Origin of the sequence: Thioclava sp. FR2, assembly GCF_051200875.1 — a bacterium.
In the GTDB taxonomy this organism is placed as follows: Bacteria; Pseudomonadota; Alphaproteobacteria; order Rhodobacterales; family Rhodobacteraceae; genus Pseudotabrizicola.
Genome location: NZ_CP195191.1, coordinates 3,327,641 through 3,340,626 on the forward strand (window position 1 = coordinate 3,327,641; position 12,986 = coordinate 3,340,626).

Here is a 12,986-nt window from a genome sequence, read left to right on the forward strand (position 1 = left end):
GCCGGACCCTATAACCATGACCCAAGGAAACGCAACGCGAGAGGTTAGTGCAATATGGCGATTTCTGTGGGTGATACGCTGCCGGAAGGACAATTGATCCGTATCGGAAACAAGGGGCCGGAAGCAGTGTCGATTTCGGACCTGACCAAAGGGCGCAAGGTGGTGTTTTTTGCGGTGCCGGGGGCGTTCACGCCGACCTGCCATTCCGCTCATGTGCCCAGCTTTATTCGGACCAAGTCTGGTTTTGACGTGAAGGGCGTGGATGAAATCGTGTGTATTTCTGTCAACGATCCCTTCGTGATGAAAGCGTGGGGCGAAGCGACGGGCGCGGCCAATGCCGGGATTTCCATGCTGGCCGATGCTGACGGATCGTTCACCAAGGCTGTCGGGCTGGATTTCACCGCGCCACCCGCTGGCCTTTTTGGCCGCTCAAAGCGCTATGCGCTTTATGCCGATAATGGCGTGGTCAAGACGCTGCATCAGGAAGAAAGCCCCGGCACCTGCGAAATCTCGGGCGGCGAGGCTTTGTTGGCTGCGATCTGACATCTGCTGGCGGGTCAATAGCCCGCCAGTTCATCCATCTTGCGAGCAAGCTTCAGGTCAAGTTCCGTCAGACCATTGGTGTCATGGGTGATCAACTCCACGGTCACGGTACGATAGACATTCGACCATTCCGGATGGTGGTTCAATTTCTCTGCCCAGATCGCCGCGCGGGTCATGAAGCCAAAAGCTTCGACAAAGTTGCGGAACAGAAATTCCTTGCGGATGGCTTCGCGCCCGTCAACAAGGGCCCAGCCTGTCGTGAACAGTTGGTGAAGTGCGGCCTTATCAATGCCGGTTTCCGGTTTGGGTTTCTGCACAGTCATGCTTCGTCCTTTTTCATCAAAGCATCATCCTTGGCATTTGCGCGCGCAAGCGCAGGGCGGGTTTTGATCTTGTCCCAATAGGCGGCAAAGACTTCGTTCGCCGGAAGGGTGTTGAAGCGTAGACCCCAGCCGATCTGGCTGCCGACATAGACGTCTGCAGCAGAAAAGCGGTCACCTGCCATGTAGGGGCTGTTTTCCAGATGCGCGGTCAGTGTAGCGGCGACGCGTTCAATACTGCCATAGCCAGTGCGGCCCTGATCTTGCGGCGAGCCCGGCTTCCAGCCGAAAGATGTGTTGACCACGGCCTGTTCCAGTGGGCCAGCGCCAAAGAACATCCAGCGATACATGGCGCTATGGTCGTCAGCCATCAGTTCAGCCTCTGGAAAAGTTTCCGCCAGCCAAAGGCAGATTGCGGCGGTCTCTGTCACAACGCGGCCATCTTGAACGATCGAAGGGACCTTTCCCATCGGGTTGATGGCGAAATATTCGGGCGACTTCATCGTAGTGGCGTAATCCAGCACGACGGTTTCATAGGGTTGGCCCACTTCCTCAAGCATCCATCGGACGATGCGCCCGCGAGACATGGGATTGGTGTAAAACGTCAGGCGCGTCATCAAATCCTCCTGAACTCTGTACAAATGCGTTGCGCACAGTTGGAAGTATTGCCAATGCAAAGGCAAGGGTGACCGCGAGGTCTGGCCGCCGAACGCTAGTTGTCCGAGCCGATTTTGCGAAATGGACCGTAGCTCGTCAGTATTTCGATATCTTCATCGACGGCACGGCGCTCTGCGGTCAGATAGTCGTCGACGGCGCGGCGAAAAGCTGGATCGGCGATCCAATGAAGAGAATGGACAGGTGTGGGCAGGTAACCCCGGGCAAGTTTATGTTCGCCCTGTGCCCCTGCTTCAACGCGGGACAAGCCATTGGCTATCGCCCAGTCGATCGCCTGATAATAGCACAGTTCGAAATGCAGGCAGGGATGATCTTCGACACACCCCCAGTAACGGCCAAACAGCGTGTCACGCCCGATGAAATTCAAGGCCCCTGCAACTGGTCTGTCATCGTCAAAGGCCAAGACCAGAAGGATGTCGTCCCGCATGGTTTCGTGAAAGCGATCAAAGGCGTTGCGCGTCAGGTAAGGCGAGCCCCATTTGCGGCTACCTGTGTCTTGATAGAAGTCCCAAAACGCCTCCCAGTGTTCGGGAAGTATGTCATCGCCCGTTAGGCTTCGGATTGTCAGGCCGCTGGCGCGGGCGGTTTCGCGCTCTTTGCGAATGGTCTTGCGCTTGCGTGAGGATAGCTCGGCCAGAAAATCCTCGAACGTGGCATAGCCCTTGTTTTCCCAATGGAATTGCTGTGTGACGCGGTGTGATGTGCCTTCAACCCCAGACAAAGCCTCTGCTTCCTCGGCCGTGCAGAAGGTGATGTGCAATGAGGAGAGCTGATTTTGCGCGGTTAGGCTGATCAGTCCCCGTAGCAAGGTTTCACGGTGCTCGGTCGCGCCAAGAAAGCGGCGTCCTGTTGCGGGGGTAAAGGGAACAGCAACCTGAAGCTTTGGGTAATAGTGCCCGCCGGCGCGCTGGAACGCCTCTGCCCAGCCATGATCAAAGATGTATTCGCCCTGACTGTGGGATTTCACATAGAGCGGGGTAGCCGCCAAGGGATGTCCTGCCTCGAAAAGCACAAGTGGGCGGGCGGTCCAACCCGTGCCCTGACCCGTTGAGCCCGAAGCGTCGAGAGCAGAGAGAAACCGGTAAGTCGTGAAGGGATCAATCGGGCGCCCTACCGCCTGCTCGGGCGCCGCCATGTTGTCCCAGTCCAAGGCGGAAATTTCCGCAAAACTTTCAAGCAGGATCAGGTTTGGCATGGCGTCCTTACGCAAACCGACTGGTGGTGGCCTCTTTGCCTAAGTGGTTTTTCGGGCCAGCGGGTCAAGGCCCGCAGCCAGATCAAAGCTGAGGCAGAGGGCTAAGGTAACCTTCGAAGGTCACATTCTGGGCCACTTGGCGGGCCATTTTCTCTTGTTCGGGCGTGCGGATCGTCCAGCACAAGATCGCTTCGCCTCTGGCCTTCAGTTCCAGCACGCGCGGGCGCAATAAATCGTTGCCCTGATGGCTGATGAAGCTGGCCTGAACGGCGTCATAGTCGGGAATATCACGCAGACGGTCACATGTTGCGTGTGGCACAGGGTGCCAGTCTTCGTAATCATAGCTGGACGTTGTCAGTCCACGAGGGGTGCCGGGCATCAATCGCGCCATGTTGGCAATCATGGACGGATTGAAAGACATCAAGGCAACAGGGCCATCGTAGCCCTTCAGGGCTTTGGCCGTCGCTTCTTCCAGTTGGCCGTCAGACGCCGAAAGATCAAGGGTTTGATCCTTCAACTCGATCAGCAGCGGCACTTGTCCCGCAACCATTTGGAGGACTTGCCCCAAGGTCGGGATCGTATCGTTTGAATCGGTCAAAACGATGTGTGAAAGTTCCTCGGCAGTATAGAGGTGGACGCGGCCCTTTGCCGAAGTGAGCCGATCCATTTCATCGTCATGAAACACCATGGCGATGCCATCGCGTGACAGTTGCAGGTCAATTTCAATCGCATAACCCGCCGCGACCGCGGCCTTGATGGCCGCGGGACTGTTTTCGATACGCCCTTTGGCCCGGTCATGCAGCGCCCGATGCGCGATGGGACGTTGCAGGAATTCTTCGGAAAGAGCGATCCGCATGATCTTAGATAATCTCGAAAATGGCTTCGATTTCGACGGCTACCCCAAGCGGCAGCGAGGCAGCAGAGACAGCCGAACGGGCATGGCGACCTTGGTCACCAAGGGCTGCGACGAGGAAGTCTGAGGCGCCGTTGATCACCTTGGGTTGGTCGGTGAATTCGGCGGTCGAGTTCACGAACCCGACCAGTTTGACCAAGCGGGTCATGCGGTCGATGTTGCCGCCCGTGGCGGCCTTGAGTTGCGCAAGGATGGAAACGGCGCAGGATTTTGCGGCTTCGGCACCCTGTTCAACGGTCAGGTCAGCGCCCAATTTTCCTTTGATTAGACCGCCGGCGTTCTGGCTGATCTGGCCTGAAATATAGACCATGTTGCCCGAAATGACCCAAGGCACATAATTCGCTGCCGGTGCTGGTGCATCAGGCAAAGTTACGCCAAGTTCGGCGAGGCGGGCTTCGATTTTGGACATGGTCATCTCCTTCATAGATTGCACAGGCCTGCTATGCCGCGCTTGGGCCAAACCAAGCCCCAGACAAGCGACACTCGACCGCGTGCCTGCGTCGTGGACAGGCAAAATCAGGCACGAAGCTAACCAGAGCGCGAGGGCGCGGCAAGGTCAGCTTTCGCGGAAAGCGCGCACGAAATAATCGGTGAATGGCTTGATCAGATAAGCCATTGGGGTTCGTGCATCGGTCTGGATATAGGCCTCGACCGGCATGCCCGGCAAAAGCTGTTGGCCTAGCCGTGCTGCTTCGTTGGCACTTAGGGAAATCTCGGCCCGATAGTAGGTGGCGTTGGTCGCATTGTCTGTGAGCGCATCGGCAGACACCAAAGCGACGGTGCCATGCAGTTCTGGCGTCGTTCGCGACGAGAAGGCAGAGAATGTCAGCCGAACATCCTGACCGACGAAAACCTCATCGACATGAATCGGGGCAATCTGTGTTGTTATGATCAGAGGGCGATCTTGCGGGATGATAAACGCAACGGGATCAGCCGGGCGGAGGACGGCGCGGGGCGTTGTGACTTGCAGTCCCAAAACAGAGCCGGAAGCTGGCGCGCGAATGTCCAGTCGTGCGATCTGCTCTGTCAGAGCGCGCAGCTTTTGCACCAGTTGCAGTTCATTGGCCCCTATATCGCGAAGTTGGGTGCTTGCCTCTTCGCGGCGCGCGGCACCAAGGCGCAGAATTTCAAGTTCGATTTCAGTGATCCGACCCTCTGCCTGCGCACGAGATGCGGAAAGCTCGCCCACCTGACCGGAAAGTCGGGAAGCTTCACGCTCCAGCGCCAGAACACGAGGCGCCTGCGCGAGGCCTTTTTCAAGCAGGGCGCGCTGATCCGCCAATTCTTGACCGATCAGATCGAGCTGCTCGGATAGGGCTTTCGATTGCGCATCAATGCCGTCGATCTGGGACAGCGTCTGAGCTTTGCGCTTTTCCAATTGTTCGGTCGTCCGGGCTTGTGTTTCAAGCCGGGCTGTAAACAGGCGTCGTTGCCCTTCGACCTGCTCGGCCACCTCTGGGTCCGTTGCGGCTACATCGAGCAGGGTTTTTGGGACCACCATCTCGGTCAGGTTGTCCCTTTCGGCTTCCAGCCGGGCGCGGCGTGCCTGCACTTCGGACAGTTGACCTGCGATGATTGCGCGTTCGGATTCGAGCAGCGTGCCATCAAGTTTCAGCAGGATGTCGCCCGCCTGAACGCTGCTGCCTTCTGAGACGAGAATTTCGGCCACAACGCCGCCGTCAGGGTGTTGTACGATCTGGCGATGCTGTTCTACCTCAATCCGCCCGGGGGCGACGATAGCGCCCGAGATGGTGGTTGTGACAGACCACAGTCCGAACCCCCCGACGAGCACGGCCAAGGTGGTGTAGCCCAAGAACAGCGCCTTACGCGCACCCAGAAAACTTGGAAGGTGCGGGTTACTCACGACACACCTCCCTGACCTCTTGAACCGACAATCTCGGTGGCGTTCTTCACCATGCCGCGTAACACTTCGTCGCGCGGTCCAAAAGCGCGGCGCGTTCCATCTTCCAGCACCATCAACAGATCACATTCCTGAATTGCGGCAGGTCGGTGTGCAATGACGATTACGCTGCCGCCTGCGGCCTTGACCCGTCGAATGGCGGCGTTCAGTGCGACCGATCCATCATTATCAAGGTTGGAATTCGGCTCATCCAGCACAAGAAGAACCGGGTTGCCATATTGCGCCCGCGCCAAGGCGACGCGCTGGATTTGCCCCCCGGAAAGTTGGCTTCCGATCGAGGTCAAACGGGTGTCGTAGCCCTTTGGCAAGCGCAGGATCATTTCATGTGCATTGGCAGATTGTGCCGCCGCAACCACAAGGTCTGCATCAGGTTTCAAGGCAAGGCGCGCGATATTTTCGGCAACGGTCGCGTCAAACAGCGAAATCGTTTGCGGCAGATAGCCGAAATAGCTTCCCAAGACATCCGGATCATACTGGGACAATTCCGCACCATCGAGCCGCACTTTGCCGGCGACAGGTCGAACCGCCCCGATGATCGCGCGGCCTAGTGTCGACTTTCCCGCCCCCGATGGTCCGATGATGCCCAAGGCTTGGCCGGGGGACAGAGCAAAAGAGATATTCCTCAGAATGGGTGTAGGATTGCCCGGAAGCATGACCGATAGGGCTTCGACTTCAAGCCGTGCCTTGGGGCGAGGAAGTTCTGTTCTTTGTGGCTCTGGACGCTGCACTGAAAGCAGTTGGGCAAGGTTCTTTCGCCCCTCACGGGCACGCGTCAAAAGCCCCCACTGACCTATGGCTTGTTCGATCGGGGCCAAGGCTCGCCCCATCAGGATGGATCCCGCGATCATGGCACCAGCAGTCAGCTCTCCGTGCAAGACAAGCCATGCCCCAAGCCCAAGGACCGCAGATTGAAGGAACATGCGCAGCGTTCGTGTGGCCGAAGTGAAACTTCCACCAATGTCTGCCGATTGAAGCGTGACTGCCAGGGCTTGCGATCGGGCATCTGACCAGCGGCGGAAAGCGGCCTCGGTCATTCCAAGGGCGCGCAGGATTTCGGCCTCGGATTTCAGGCGGTCGGCCATACGTTCGGCTCCGACTGATGCGGCCTGTGCCTGAATAACCGACGTTTTGCTGCGATACTGGTTGATGATGGCAAGTGTGATCAACACGGCACCGCCCCCCAGTGAAAGCCAGCCAAGCACCGGGTGGAAGACAAAAATGGCCAGAACAAAAATGGGGGCCCAAGGCATATCTATCAGCGCGGTTGCGACGGGTGAGGACCAAAACTGAGCCATCGCCTGTAAATCGCGTTGCGCCGAGTTGGCCAGCGGGTCGTCTGGGACGGTCCCTGCGCGGGCCAGTGCAGCTTCGAAGACGCGGCGATCCAGTTGTGCCTGTAGGCGCGCGCCAACCCTTGCCAGAACACGGCCCCGAGCATGATCCAAAAGGCCCATTGCAAGAAACAGAAAGACGACCAGTGCCGAAAGAGCGATCAGCGTAGGTTCAGACCGGCTGCCCAAGACCCTGTCGTAGACCTGAAGCATGTAAAGCGGCCCTGTCAGCATCAGAAGATTGACGAATATGCTGAACAGCACAGCAGCACCCAACAAACCGCGAGAGGCCGCCTCGGCTTTCCGAAGCTCGGCATTCCCGGCTTGGGTTTGCATTTGGGGGATGGGCGCTTGTGACATTGCTAACGGTCAGCCTTTTTTGACGGGGCGCGGAAGGGGCAGTTTTTGGAACGGAAGGTTGCTGCCGAAGCTTTAAGAATACCAAGGCAAATTTAGGTGCTGCTACAAAAAATCTCATGGCGTCTAGTGCTTCTGGGCGCGACAATAGTGAGATGATGCCAGCGAATCTATCATATTTTAGCCGCCTTTCCCGAAGCTTGACGGCAGTTGTCTTGGTTGTGACTGTGGCAGCATGCGCGCAACGCCCAGCGCCAGCCGGCATTCAGGATCCGAGAGAGGCGCAAAATCGGGAAATCCACGAATTCAACAAGGCGGTCGACCGCACCCTTCTGAAGCCGTTTTCAGGTGGTGGAAATAGCCTCCCCACACCGCTTCGCGACGGTGTTTCAAATGCTGCGCGCAATCTGGATGCGCCGGGGAATGTTGTCAACAACCTGCTTCAGGGGCGGCCACACCACGCTGTTGAAAATACGTTCCGCTTCTTTGTGAACAGCACGATTGGGATCGCAGGGCTGTTCGATCCGGCGACCGAGTTCGGCATCGTCGGAAAGGAAACCGATTTTGGCGAAACGCTCCATGTTTGGGGAGCGGGCGAGGGGAATTATGTCGAACTTCCGTTCTTGGGCCCCAGCACTGAGCGCGACATGGTTGGTATGGCAGTCGATACGGCGTTGAACCCTTGGCGCTTTGTGCTGCCTCGCAAGGAATTGAACGCAACGGCGGCCATTGGGCTCGCTGGATCGGTTTTGGATCGGGGCCGCTATTCCGAAACGGTCGACTCGATCCTATATGACAGTGCAGACAGCTATGCGCAGGCACGGTTGATTTATCTGCAAAACCGCCGCTTCAAATTGGGGCAGACGGCTGGCGAGACAGCTGACGATGCCTTTGAAGACCCCTATGAGGACCCCTATGGGAACTGACAAGCTTATTTTTACGCGCCGCGGGTTCGGCATTGGGCTGGTTGGAGGTGCCGCGGCACTAGCCTTGCCCGTGTTGCCTGCATCGGCCTTGACCGTAGATCAGGCCAAGGATCTGGTGACGCGTGCCGTTGCCGACGTGAACAAGACGATCAATTCGGGGAAATCGGCAACGGCCATGTATGCCGATTTTGAAAAGATCTTTGCGCGTTACGGCGATGTACCGGTCATTGCGCGTTCGGCGCTTGGGGTTGCCGCGCGTTCGACTACCAGTGCCCAGTTGTCCGCCTTTACAAAGGCCTTCCAGGGCTATCTTGCCCGAAAATATGGACGGAGATTTCGCGACTTCATTGGCAGCCAGATCGAAGTCACCGATGCGCGTCCGATCAAGACCTATTACGAAGTGACCTCGATCGCGCGGCTGAAGGGTAAGGCTCCGTTTGACCTGCGTTGGCATGTGTCGGACAAGTCAGGGAAGAACCTGTTCTTCAATCTGATCATCGAAGGCGTCAACTTGCTGTCCAGCGAGCGTGCGGAAATCGGTGCAATGCTTGATAAGCGCAAGGGCGATATTGACGCGCTGATTGCCGATCTCAAGACCGCATAAGGCCAAGCATAACAGACCTTTTAGAGCCTGTGCGGATAGAAGCGCAGCGCGGCATCGAAACCGCAGTCGGTCTCGAATAGGCCGGGCTGATTTTGCATAAGATCCATCAACAGATGCTGCCGATTGCGGGTTTCTTCCTCCGTCAGATCATCGCCTTGAGACTTTGCTGGCAAGATGAGCTTTAGATTGAACGATCGCCCCCCAAAAAATGGGCTCAGAAATGCACTGAATAATGATCCTGCCACCATGTCCGTGTCCTCCGGTCCGTGCCTTGATCAGAAGATATTCGCTTGCTTTGGCCAGAGGTGGTATCGTGAGTGACGTAGTGTGGATCTACAAAAATGAAGAGCGTCCTTGAAGACTGGTCAGCCATCAGGGTTTTCCTTGCGGTTTACCGTAAAGGATCAACTCTTGCGGCTTCGCGCGATCTTGGGATGTCCCAACCGACCGTTGCGCGCCGAATTGATGTGCTTGAGCATGAATTGGGGATCAGTCTTTTTGACCGAGACACCCGAGGCCTGCACCCAACCGATGCGGCCAAGCAAATTTTTCCAATGGCCGAAGCGGCAGAAGCAGCCTTTGCAGAATTGACTAAAGTGGCGGTCGGGCTGAGAAAGCGACATGGAGGACCCATTCGCATTACCGCACCAAGGCTGAATTTTTCGCCCATGTTCACGCAGATCTTGGCAGATTTCACAGCACTCCATCCAAACACGCGGTTTGAACTGATTTCGTCGTATCGTCTACTGGATCTTTGTGCAGGCGAGGCAGATGTCGCTTTGCGGATCACCAGACAGATCACAGATGACCGCTTGATATGCACTCGCCTAAACCAAGTGACATCGACACTTTACGCGTCAAAGTCCTACGCAAAGGCGTTCGGCTTGCCAAAGTCAGAGGCGGATTTTGCCGGGCATAGGTTTGTTGTTTACGATCCCACCACGCCTTCGATGATGCTGAACAATTGGCTGCTGGAACGGATTTCCGAAGACCAGATTGTATCAAGAAGTGCGGATGCCGAGTCTGTGACGGCGGCAATTGCCGCTGGGTTGGGGATCGGGCCAGTTTCAACGACCTTGTCTTTTGATTACCCCAGCCTTGTCGCCTGCTTCGAGCCTATGGAAGATATTTGCACAACCTCGTGGCTGGTCATTTCACCTCAAGCCTATCGCAGACCCGAGGTTCGCGCCTTTGCCAAATTCTTTGCGCCACGGTTCAGAGCAGATTACGCAGCGTACAAGGCCTTTCACCTGAACAGGATAAAAGAGGAAGCCGAGCGCTCGCTTTGAAAGGACAGTATTCCAGCTTTGCCAGTGTGCCCTAGTTGCCGCCCAGAACGCCCAGCACATCGCGCAAGATCTGATCCGCAATACTTTCCCCGCTCATCACAGGGCCCTCATTTACGAAAGGGGGCACGGGGTCATAGGTTTCGGGTGTGGCATTCGGGTTGACCACGGGGGCCGGGGATTGGCCATCATCCATTACGCCGGGCGACGGCGCATAGGTGCCGTTCGGCGGTCGTTTCGGTGTGGGTATGTCCATCGGCAGCGGGGCAGGGCGCAGCCCTTCATGGACGCGCACCATCACCTCGTGCCAGATTTCGGCTGGCAAGCCACCGCCCGTCACGCCTGTCAGAGGTTTGTTGTCATCGTTCCCCATCCAGACACCGGCAACGTAATCGGCAGTGAATCCGATAAACCATGCATCCCGCGCGGCCTGTGTGGTGCCGGTCTTGCCTGCCGCTTCCCATCCCGGAATCCGTGCGCGCGTGCCCGTGCCTTCTTCGATGACCTTGCTCATCATGTAAGTGAGATATCGGGCGGCTTGTTCACTGATGACACGTTCATCAAAGCCACCGGCCGCGCCCATGAGCGGCTCTGGCTCCCCCTGTAGACGAATCTCCATCAGCCCATAGGGAGTAACCGCCAGCCCACCATTCAGAATGCCCGAGTAGGCGCCGGTCATTTCCAGCAATGTGCCTTCAGATGCGCCAAGAACAAGGGCAGGTCCATCGGCAAGGTTGGACTGAATGCCGAAGCCTGCCGCAACCCGGCGCACGGCATCACGACCGACGGCCTCGGATACCCTTACGGCCGGGATATTGCGGCTTTCGGCAAGCGCTTGCGTCAGCGTGATCATGCCCTTGAACTGATTGTCGTAGTTCTTTGGTGTCCAAGGCCCGGATCCGGGGATGTTGATGGTCAGAGGCGTGTCTTCCACATAGTCCGCCGGGGTGAAGCCCAAGTCCAAGGCCGCGGCATAGGCGAAGGGTTTGAAGCTGGAGCCGGTCTGACGCTTGGCCTGCGTGGCTCGGTTAAAGCTGCCGGCAGCGGCTGGATTACGACCGCCGACCATGGCCCTAACCGCGCCATCTGCAGACATCACGATAATGGCGGCCTCGGCCTTCGATCCTGCTTTGACCTTATTTTCAAAGATATAGGACATTGCTTCTTCGGCTGCGCGTTGCAGGCGTTGATCAAGCGTTGTCTGGATGATGACGTCTTCTGTCGTTTCGGATGACAGGAAGCTGGGCGTCGATTCCATGACCCAATCGGCAAATGCGCCCCCGGATTTGGTTTCTGCCGCCTTGGAAAGCACCGCTGGGTGGGCGCGGGCATCATCTGCCTCTGCCTTGGTCAGATAGCCTTGGTCTTCCATCAGACCGATCACGACGCTTGCCCGTCCCTGAGCGCGTTCCAGATTGTTCGTTGGAGCAAAACGCGAAGGCGCGGTCAAAAGACCAGCCAGCATGGCAGCTTCCGACGGTTTGACTTCATTGGCGGATTTCCCGAAATACCTCTGGGCAGCGGCTTCAAAGCCACGCGCCCCGGCCCCAAGGTAAGCACGGTTCAGGTAGATCGTCAGGATTTCGGACTTTGTGTATTTCACTTCCATCGCGATGGCGAACGGGATTTCCTTGACCTTTCGCCAGACACCGCCGCCCCGGCAGTCCTGTTCGTAATCGGCCTCGGATTTCCATTGACTTGGGTCATAGGGGACCCCAAGGCACAAGAGTTTCGCCACCTGCTGTGTGATGGTCGAGCCACCGTTGCCGGACAACGGGCCGCGGCCTTCCGAGAGGTTGATCCGGATCGCGCCAGCAATGCCGCGCGGAGAGATCCCGAAGTGCCGGTAGAACCGCTTGTCTTCGGTCGCAACAACCGCGTCCCGCAAATAGGGTGAAACATGATCGGCAGAGATCTGTCCGCCGAAAGTCTCGCCACGCCAGGCAAAGACCTGCCCATCGCGGTCCAGCATGGTGACAGAGCCACGGGCGCGTCCGTCCAGCAGGGCCGTAACGTCGGGCAATTGGCTATAGAAGTAGAACGTCGCAAGACCCACCACGATGCCCAAAGTGACGCCAAGCCGCCAGGAAACGGCCCAGACAACACCCCAGATCAAACGCCAGAGGCCGACGATAAAGCCGACGATCAGACCATGCTGGCGTCGGGGTTTGCGAGGCGCGGGCTTGCGCGGCGGCTGTTTGCCGGAACCGCCCGAGGACTTGGCCGGTGCCTTTGCAGTATACCGCCGATCAGCCACCAGCGGCTTACGCCCATTGCCCGAAGATGCCATGCCCGATACCCAACTTACGCCAAAACGCCATTTTCTTTTGAGGCGAGTTTAGCCCGAAGACTTGGCGATGTGGAGTGCAGGCAGTGACGATTCGAGTGCCATTTGTGCTTAATTTTTAATCATTGGTATAAATAAGTGCAAAAATTGTGCAATTCTTCCGGAATCGAGGCGGTTTTCTGCCGGGGTTTTCTTGTTCTGAGCCTCTGAAAAGTTCCTTCCTACCTGCAAGGGCCCACCCCGGGCCCCGTGCCAAGAAGGGGAAGAACGTGAAACTCATTATCGCAGCAATCAAGCCATTCAAGCTCGAGGAGGTGCGCGAAGCGCTGACCACCATCGGCGTGCGCGGCATGATGGTGACCGAAATCAAAGGCTTTGGCAGCCAGTCAGGCCATACCGAAATCTATCGCGGCGCCGAGTACGCTGTGAACTTTGTGCCGAAGGTTCGGCTTGAAATCGTGGTTTCGGACAGCCTTGCCGAGGCTGTTGTCGACACGATCCGCAAGACTGCAAAAACCGACAAGATCGGCGACGGCAAGATCTTCGTTCTGGACGTAAGCCATGCCGTGCGTGTCCGCACCGGCGAAACCAATGATGACGCGCTGTAAGCGTTCGGGGGAAGGGGAAT

14 protein-coding genes are annotated in these 12,986 nt (G+C 57.3%); 5 read left to right on the forward strand and 9 right to left on the reverse strand.

Annotation, left to right across the window (positions count from 1 at the left end; all coding sequences use genetic code 11):
* The first annotated feature begins 54 nt into the window (after positions 1 to 54).
* A complete protein-coding gene (locus ACSBLW_RS16040; protein ID WP_435257603.1) occupies positions 55 to 543 on the forward strand; it encodes a peroxiredoxin in 489 nt (162 codons plus the stop codon).
* 14 nt (positions 544 to 557) lie between these two features.
* On the opposite strand, the gene ACSBLW_RS16045 is transcribed toward ACSBLW_RS16040, so the two are convergent.
* From ACSBLW_RS16045 to ACSBLW_RS16075, 7 genes are all read right to left on the reverse strand, one after another.
* The gene (locus ACSBLW_RS16045; protein ID WP_435257604.1) at positions 558 to 866 is read right to left on the reverse strand and encodes a 4a-hydroxytetrahydrobiopterin dehydratase; all 309 of its coding nucleotides are present in this window, start codon (positions 864 to 866) and stop codon (positions 558 to 560) included.
* The gene (locus ACSBLW_RS16050; protein WP_435257605.1) at positions 863 to 1,480 is read right to left on the reverse strand and encodes a glutathione S-transferase family protein; all 618 of its coding nucleotides are present in this window, start codon (positions 1,478 to 1,480) and stop codon (positions 863 to 865) included. Before ACSBLW_RS16050 ends, ACSBLW_RS16045 begins: the two co-directional genes overlap by 4 nt.
* A gap of 95 nt (positions 1,481 to 1,575) precedes the next feature.
* Positions 1,576 to 2,733, reverse strand: coding sequence for a GNAT family N-acetyltransferase (locus ACSBLW_RS16055; protein WP_435257606.1), 1,158 nt, complete (start codon positions 2,731 to 2,733; stop codon positions 1,576 to 1,578).
* An 82-nt stretch (positions 2,734 to 2,815) separates the two neighbouring features.
* On the reverse strand, positions 2,816 to 3,589 hold the full coding sequence (locus ACSBLW_RS16060) for a glycerophosphodiester phosphodiesterase family protein (RefSeq protein WP_435257607.1): 774 nt from the start codon (positions 3,587 to 3,589) through the stop codon (positions 2,816 to 2,818).
* Between the two features lie 4 nt (positions 3,590 to 3,593).
* The gene (locus ACSBLW_RS16065; protein WP_435257608.1) at positions 3,594 to 4,055 is read right to left on the reverse strand and encodes a RidA family protein; all 462 of its coding nucleotides are present in this window, start codon (positions 4,053 to 4,055) and stop codon (positions 3,594 to 3,596) included.
* A 147-nt stretch (positions 4,056 to 4,202) separates the two neighbouring features.
* On the reverse strand, positions 4,203 to 5,510 hold the full coding sequence (locus ACSBLW_RS16070; RefSeq protein WP_435257609.1) for an HlyD family type I secretion periplasmic adaptor subunit: 1,308 nt from the start codon (positions 5,508 to 5,510) through the stop codon (positions 4,203 to 4,205).
* The gene (locus ACSBLW_RS16075) at positions 5,507 to 7,243 is read right to left on the reverse strand and encodes a type I secretion system permease/ATPase (protein ID WP_435260139.1); all 1,737 of its coding nucleotides are present in this window, start codon (positions 7,241 to 7,243) and stop codon (positions 5,507 to 5,509) included. The genes ACSBLW_RS16070 and ACSBLW_RS16075 overlap by 4 nt, the downstream gene beginning before the upstream one ends.
* Before the next feature lie 212 nt (positions 7,244 to 7,455).
* Here ACSBLW_RS16075 and ACSBLW_RS16080 point away from each other — a divergent pair, with 212 nt between their 5' ends.
* Together ACSBLW_RS16080 and ACSBLW_RS16085 are read left to right on the forward strand one after the other, a co-directional pair.
* Positions 7,456 to 8,181 carry an MlaA family lipoprotein gene (locus tag ACSBLW_RS16080; RefSeq protein ID WP_435257610.1) on the forward strand — a complete coding sequence of 242 codons (726 nt, stop codon included), beginning with the start codon at positions 7,456 to 7,458 and terminating at the stop codon, positions 8,179 to 8,181.
* Positions 8,171 to 8,785, forward strand: a complete 615-nt coding sequence (locus ACSBLW_RS16085; protein ID WP_435257611.1) for an MlaC/ttg2D family ABC transporter substrate-binding protein — start codon at positions 8,171 to 8,173, stop codon at positions 8,783 to 8,785. The genes ACSBLW_RS16080 and ACSBLW_RS16085 overlap by 11 nt, the downstream gene beginning before the upstream one ends.
* Before the next feature lie 20 nt (positions 8,786 to 8,805).
* Here the strand turns inward: ACSBLW_RS16085 and ACSBLW_RS16090 are convergent, their stop codons facing one another.
* The gene (locus ACSBLW_RS16090) at positions 8,806 to 9,033 is read right to left on the reverse strand and encodes a hypothetical protein (protein WP_435257612.1); all 228 of its coding nucleotides are present in this window, start codon (positions 9,031 to 9,033) and stop codon (positions 8,806 to 8,808) included.
* A gap of 93 nt (positions 9,034 to 9,126) precedes the next feature.
* Here ACSBLW_RS16090 and ACSBLW_RS16095 point away from each other — a divergent pair, with 93 nt between their 5' ends.
* On the forward strand, positions 9,127 to 10,074 hold the full coding sequence (locus ACSBLW_RS16095; RefSeq protein ID WP_435257613.1) for a LysR family transcriptional regulator: 948 nt from the start codon (positions 9,127 to 9,129) through the stop codon (positions 10,072 to 10,074).
* Between the two features lie 31 nt (positions 10,075 to 10,105).
* On the opposite strand, the gene ACSBLW_RS16100 is transcribed toward ACSBLW_RS16095, so the two are convergent.
* Positions 10,106 to 12,361, reverse strand: coding sequence for a transglycosylase domain-containing protein (locus ACSBLW_RS16100; protein ID WP_435257614.1), 2,256 nt, complete (start codon positions 12,359 to 12,361; stop codon positions 10,106 to 10,108).
* A 266-nt stretch (positions 12,362 to 12,627) separates the two neighbouring features.
* On the opposite strand from ACSBLW_RS16100, the gene ACSBLW_RS16105 reads away from it, so the two are divergent.
* Entirely contained in the window at positions 12,628 to 12,966 is a 339-nt protein-coding gene (locus tag ACSBLW_RS16105) for a P-II family nitrogen regulator (RefSeq protein WP_435257615.1), read from the forward strand.
* Positions 12,967 to 12,986 lie beyond the last annotated feature (20 nt).

Excerpts from the sequence above, each read along its gene's own strand:
- ACSBLW_RS16085 (WP_435257611.1), top strand. The coding sequence starts at position 8,171 with ATGGGAACTGACAAGCTTATTTTTACGCGCCGCGGGTTCGGCATTGGG.
- ACSBLW_RS16055 (WP_435257606.1), bottom strand. The coding sequence starts at position 2,733 with ATGCCAAACCTGATCCTGCTTGAAAGTTTTGCGGAAATTTCCGCCTTG.
- ACSBLW_RS16050 (WP_435257605.1), bottom strand. The coding sequence starts at position 1,480 with ATGACGCGCCTGACGTTTTACACCAATCCCATGTCTCGCGGGCGCATC.
- ACSBLW_RS16100 (WP_435257614.1), bottom strand. The coding sequence starts at position 12,361 with ATGGCATCTTCGGGCAATGGGCGTAAGCCGCTGGTGGCTGATCGGCGG.
- ACSBLW_RS16095 (WP_435257613.1), top strand. The coding sequence starts at position 9,127 with ATGAAGAGCGTCCTTGAAGACTGGTCAGCCATCAGGGTTTTCCTTGCG.
- ACSBLW_RS16060 (WP_435257607.1), bottom strand. The coding sequence starts at position 3,589 with ATGCGGATCGCTCTTTCCGAAGAATTCCTGCAACGTCCCATCGCGCAT.
- ACSBLW_RS16045 (WP_435257604.1), bottom strand. The coding sequence starts at position 866 with ATGACTGTGCAGAAACCCAAACCGGAAACCGGCATTGATAAGGCCGCA.
- ACSBLW_RS16065 (WP_435257608.1), bottom strand. The coding sequence starts at position 4,055 with ATGTCCAAAATCGAAGCCCGCCTCGCCGAACTTGGCGTAACTTTGCCT.
- ACSBLW_RS16090 (WP_435257612.1), bottom strand. The coding sequence starts at position 9,033 with ATGGTGGCAGGATCATTATTCAGTGCATTTCTGAGCCCATTTTTTGGG.
- ACSBLW_RS16040 (WP_435257603.1), top strand. The coding sequence starts at position 55 with ATGGCGATTTCTGTGGGTGATACGCTGCCGGAAGGACAATTGATCCGT.